Here is a 3,549-nt window from a genome sequence, read left to right as displayed (position 1 = left end):
GTTCATCGATGACATTGGGGAGGTATTTAGGATGTCTTGTAGGAAAACCATAATGACGGCCCTCTTGAATATGCAAAAGTTCATCATATGGGTTACCATTGGGCGCCCACGTAGCCCCTTCTTGATCCGTAGCGAACAAGTCTCCCTCTTTATTAAATGCCATGGCAACCGGAAATCGTGTTCCCGTTACGAATATTTCCCGTGCACTACTGCCGGGCCTCACTTTCAAAATTGTTCCCCTTTCACTTTCAAGATTATATTTGGAGTTACCCAAGGAATCGACCATGTAGGGTTTGGTAAAATCAGCGGACCCCAATGCAAAGAAGATATTGCCCTTTTTATCCTTGGCAATCCCAAAAGCATCTACACCGGTCGCAGTTGTTCCTGTATAAACCGAGGGCTTTTCCCAATCCGATGTGATTATTTCTTCTGTTTCGGCGATGCCATCGTTATCCAGATCTTTAATCAAGGAAACCTTGTTAAGACATGTTACGTAGATGCCTTCGTCGGCAACAACCATTCCGACCGGGGACACCAAGGGTTTTTTATCCCACCAATAGTACGCTTTGTCTTCCAATCCATCGCCATCGGTATCCGAAAGCACATAAATGTTGCCATCATAAGCCAGGGCGTACAGCTTTCCGTCAGAACCATAACGGACTACGTTAATATTGTTCAGATCAAGGGATATTTCTTTCACCGAGAAACCGGGCACCAGTACCTGCAAGGGGGGAATACTATCATTTTGGGCCGAATCTAGATTGGAGGCCGTATCCTTCATTTCAGTTTCCTTGGGCCCGCAACCGGTAAATAAGCAAAAAAACGCAATTGATAAAAAAGAAAAAGAAAGAACGGCCCTACCCTTAACGTAAAGTTGTGAGACTGTGCTTTGGAATTTAAATCGTTTATTTCTCATAATTTATTTACTTATTTCCGTTTACCATCCCTAAAAATTTTTCGACCGCTTTTTCCGCAAATATTGGGTCATTAATATTGGCGTCGATCTCTTCAATATCAATTTTAGGACTAAGGTTACTTTTTAAGGCTTCGACAAATGCCTGATCCGCCTGCGGGTCCCAGAAAATTTGAGGTTCGCCTTTTTCATTTATTGAATCGAGCATTGAAAAACCCTTGGTTGGGATAATAAATGCTATTTTGCCTTTTGCGACATTCGCCTTTTGAGCAAATATTTTTCCCAGTTTCCGGTTCTCTTCTACGGTCGTCCTCATCAAAGTTACATTGGGATTCCACTGATAAAACAGGCGATTCTTGTACCGGGAATCGATGGTGCTTGGTCCCGCAAAATTGCACATATCTATACATCCCGGGGCTATAAGATGGGGGATGCCGAGTTTTCCAGGCCCTTCGAGCCTCTCGGTTCCTGCGTCAAAAACCCCACCGCATAGGGTGTCGGCCCACTCTGTGGTCGTTATATCCAACACGGCTTCAATAACACCGTCGTTGACCAATTTTTCCATGGTTTTACCTCCAGCTCCGGTAGCATGGAAAACAAGAACCTCAAAACCCTTTGAACTAAGCATTTCACGACACCGATCAATACATGCCGTAGTATTACCGAACATCGAGGCGGCAACAATGGGTTTCTCATTTTCGACTTTTATTTTTACTTCGAGCATTCCCGCCAATGCAGCTACGGCATTTGTCAGGAAAACTTTACTTATGGAATTGATTCCGGATATATCGGTCAATGATGGCATCAAAATAATGTCGCTCGTGCCCAAATAGGGACTGACATCCCCCGACGCTACCGTAGAAATACAAATTTTAGGCATGCCAAAAGGCAAAACACGCATGGCCGCAGTTACCATATTAGTGCCTGCTGTACCGCCCATCCCTATTATCCCGTCAAATTTTTCCTTTTCATACAAACTACTGGTTATCTCACTGGCCCCATTTGACATTGCTGCGATTGCCTTACCACGATCATTTGCATCCCGAAGGGTAGAGAGGTCGGTTCCTCCGGCCTTTGCAACTTCTTCAGACACTACATCAATATGAAATAAGTCTGTAGCGCCCATAACACCGGTGTTGATAGTAATTACTCGGTACCCTCTTTCTTTTTCAAAAAGGTCTATGACGAATTTATATTCGACAGCCTTGGTATCAAAAGCACCGACCACTACAACTTTTTTAGACATTTTTAGGCTTTTTTGTTTTGAATTTCATTTGTTTGAATTTTATGATCTGATTGGTTATCGCCGTCTCGGTAGGGAGCCGCTCCATTGAACTGGCGCCATAAAACCCATCTATTCCTTCTACTCGATCCAGTACATATTGGGCATCCTCGGGTTGTGCTATCGGGCCCCCGTGGCACAAAACGATAACCTCATTATTCAAGTTTTTACTTATATTGACAATGTCTTGAATCTCTAGGATACATTCATCTATGGTTTTTGAAGTTTTGGCTCCTATTTTTCCTTTCGTGGTGAGACCCATGTGCGCCACTATGATGTCGGCACCGGCCTCCGTCATCAGCTTGGCTTCCTTAGTATTAAATACATAGGGTGTCGTTAGCATTTCTAGACTTCGAGCTGCCTTTATACATTCTACTTCTAGCATATAGCTCATACCTGTCTCTTCCAAATTGGCCCTAAAGCCCCCATCTATCAAACCTACTGTCGGGAAATTTTGAATACCTGCAAACCCCATGCTTTTCAGGTCTTTTAAAAAGGAATCCCGAAGCATAAACGGATCTGTACCGCACACACCGGCCAATACAGGGGTGTGTTTTACAGCCGGTAGGATTTCATAGGCCATCTCCTTGACAATTTCATTGGCATTACCGTAAGGCAATAAACCTGCTAAAGAACCTCGACCTGCCATTCGGTAGCGACCCGAATTATAAATAACTATAAGGTCAATGCCCCCGGCCTCCTCACTCTGGGCCGAAATTCCGGCGCCTGCTCCCCCACCGATGATAGGTTGCCCTTGGGAGATTTTTTCTTTGAGATTCGCAAGAATCTCTGTTCTAGATTGTGTAATCATTTATTTTTTAGTAAAATATTAATGAAATTTAATATATAATTGGCAAAAATTGTTCCATCTTCAATACATTAACACTAATAATATATAAGTTGTTTGTTCTTAAATACTTACACATATACGATATTTTATTTTTCAATTTTTTCTTCCATTTTACCAAAAGAATATGTTACTTTGAGTAACACATTTGTTACCTAAGGTAACAAATTTTTAAAATTTGAATTGGAACTGGTTTAAACTTTTTTCTTATTCTTCTTTTTGAATTTGTTAAGCGCTATCACAATGAATGCCAGATAGTTGAACCCTTTCCAGCTTTCGACCGTTGTATCGAACCTGTTGAGCAAGGAACGGAAGCTGTCCATCCATGCGTTGGTGCGCTCTACGGCATACCTTTCATCATAGAGCTCCTTGTCGAAATATTCGTCCCTATCGTTGTCCCCGTTACGTTTATTGAAACAGATGTTCGCGTTGATATCATTTTTGTAACAGGAATTACGGAAGTCCATTGAATCGAACCCGGCATCGGCGTTCATGAACAGCCCCTCC

At 42.5% G+C, this 3,549-nt stretch carries 4 protein-coding genes; all 4 read right to left on the bottom strand.

Annotated elements, in window-relative coordinates; translation table 11 throughout:
* On the bottom strand, window positions 1–781 hold a 781-nt coding region (locus tag ACEW8S_RS18740; RefSeq protein WP_373519632.1), incomplete at its 3' end, for a hypothetical protein.
* 142 nt (window positions 782–923) lie between these two features.
* Entirely contained in the window at window positions 924–2,159 is a 1,236-nt protein-coding gene (locus ACEW8S_RS18735; RefSeq protein ID WP_373519631.1) for a Tm-1-like ATP-binding domain-containing protein, read from the bottom strand.
* Window positions 2,152–3,006: a phosphoenolpyruvate hydrolase family protein gene (locus ACEW8S_RS18730; RefSeq protein ID WP_373519630.1), complete on the bottom strand. Its 855-nt coding sequence runs from the start codon at window positions 3,004–3,006 to the stop codon at window positions 2,152–2,154. Before ACEW8S_RS18730 ends, ACEW8S_RS18735 begins: the two co-directional genes overlap by 8 nt.
* A gap of 230 nt (window positions 3,007–3,236) precedes the next feature.
* Window positions 3,237–3,549: transposase (locus ACEW8S_RS18725; RefSeq protein WP_373519629.1), on the bottom strand; the 313-nt coding region annotated here is incomplete at its 5' end.

The organism is Pricia sp. (assembly GCF_041745955.1).
Taxonomy (GTDB): domain Bacteria; phylum Bacteroidota; class Bacteroidia; order Flavobacteriales; family Flavobacteriaceae; genus Pricia.
The sequence above is the reverse complement of the archived record's forward strand: the minus strand, read 5'-3'. Positions and strand labels throughout refer to the sequence as shown.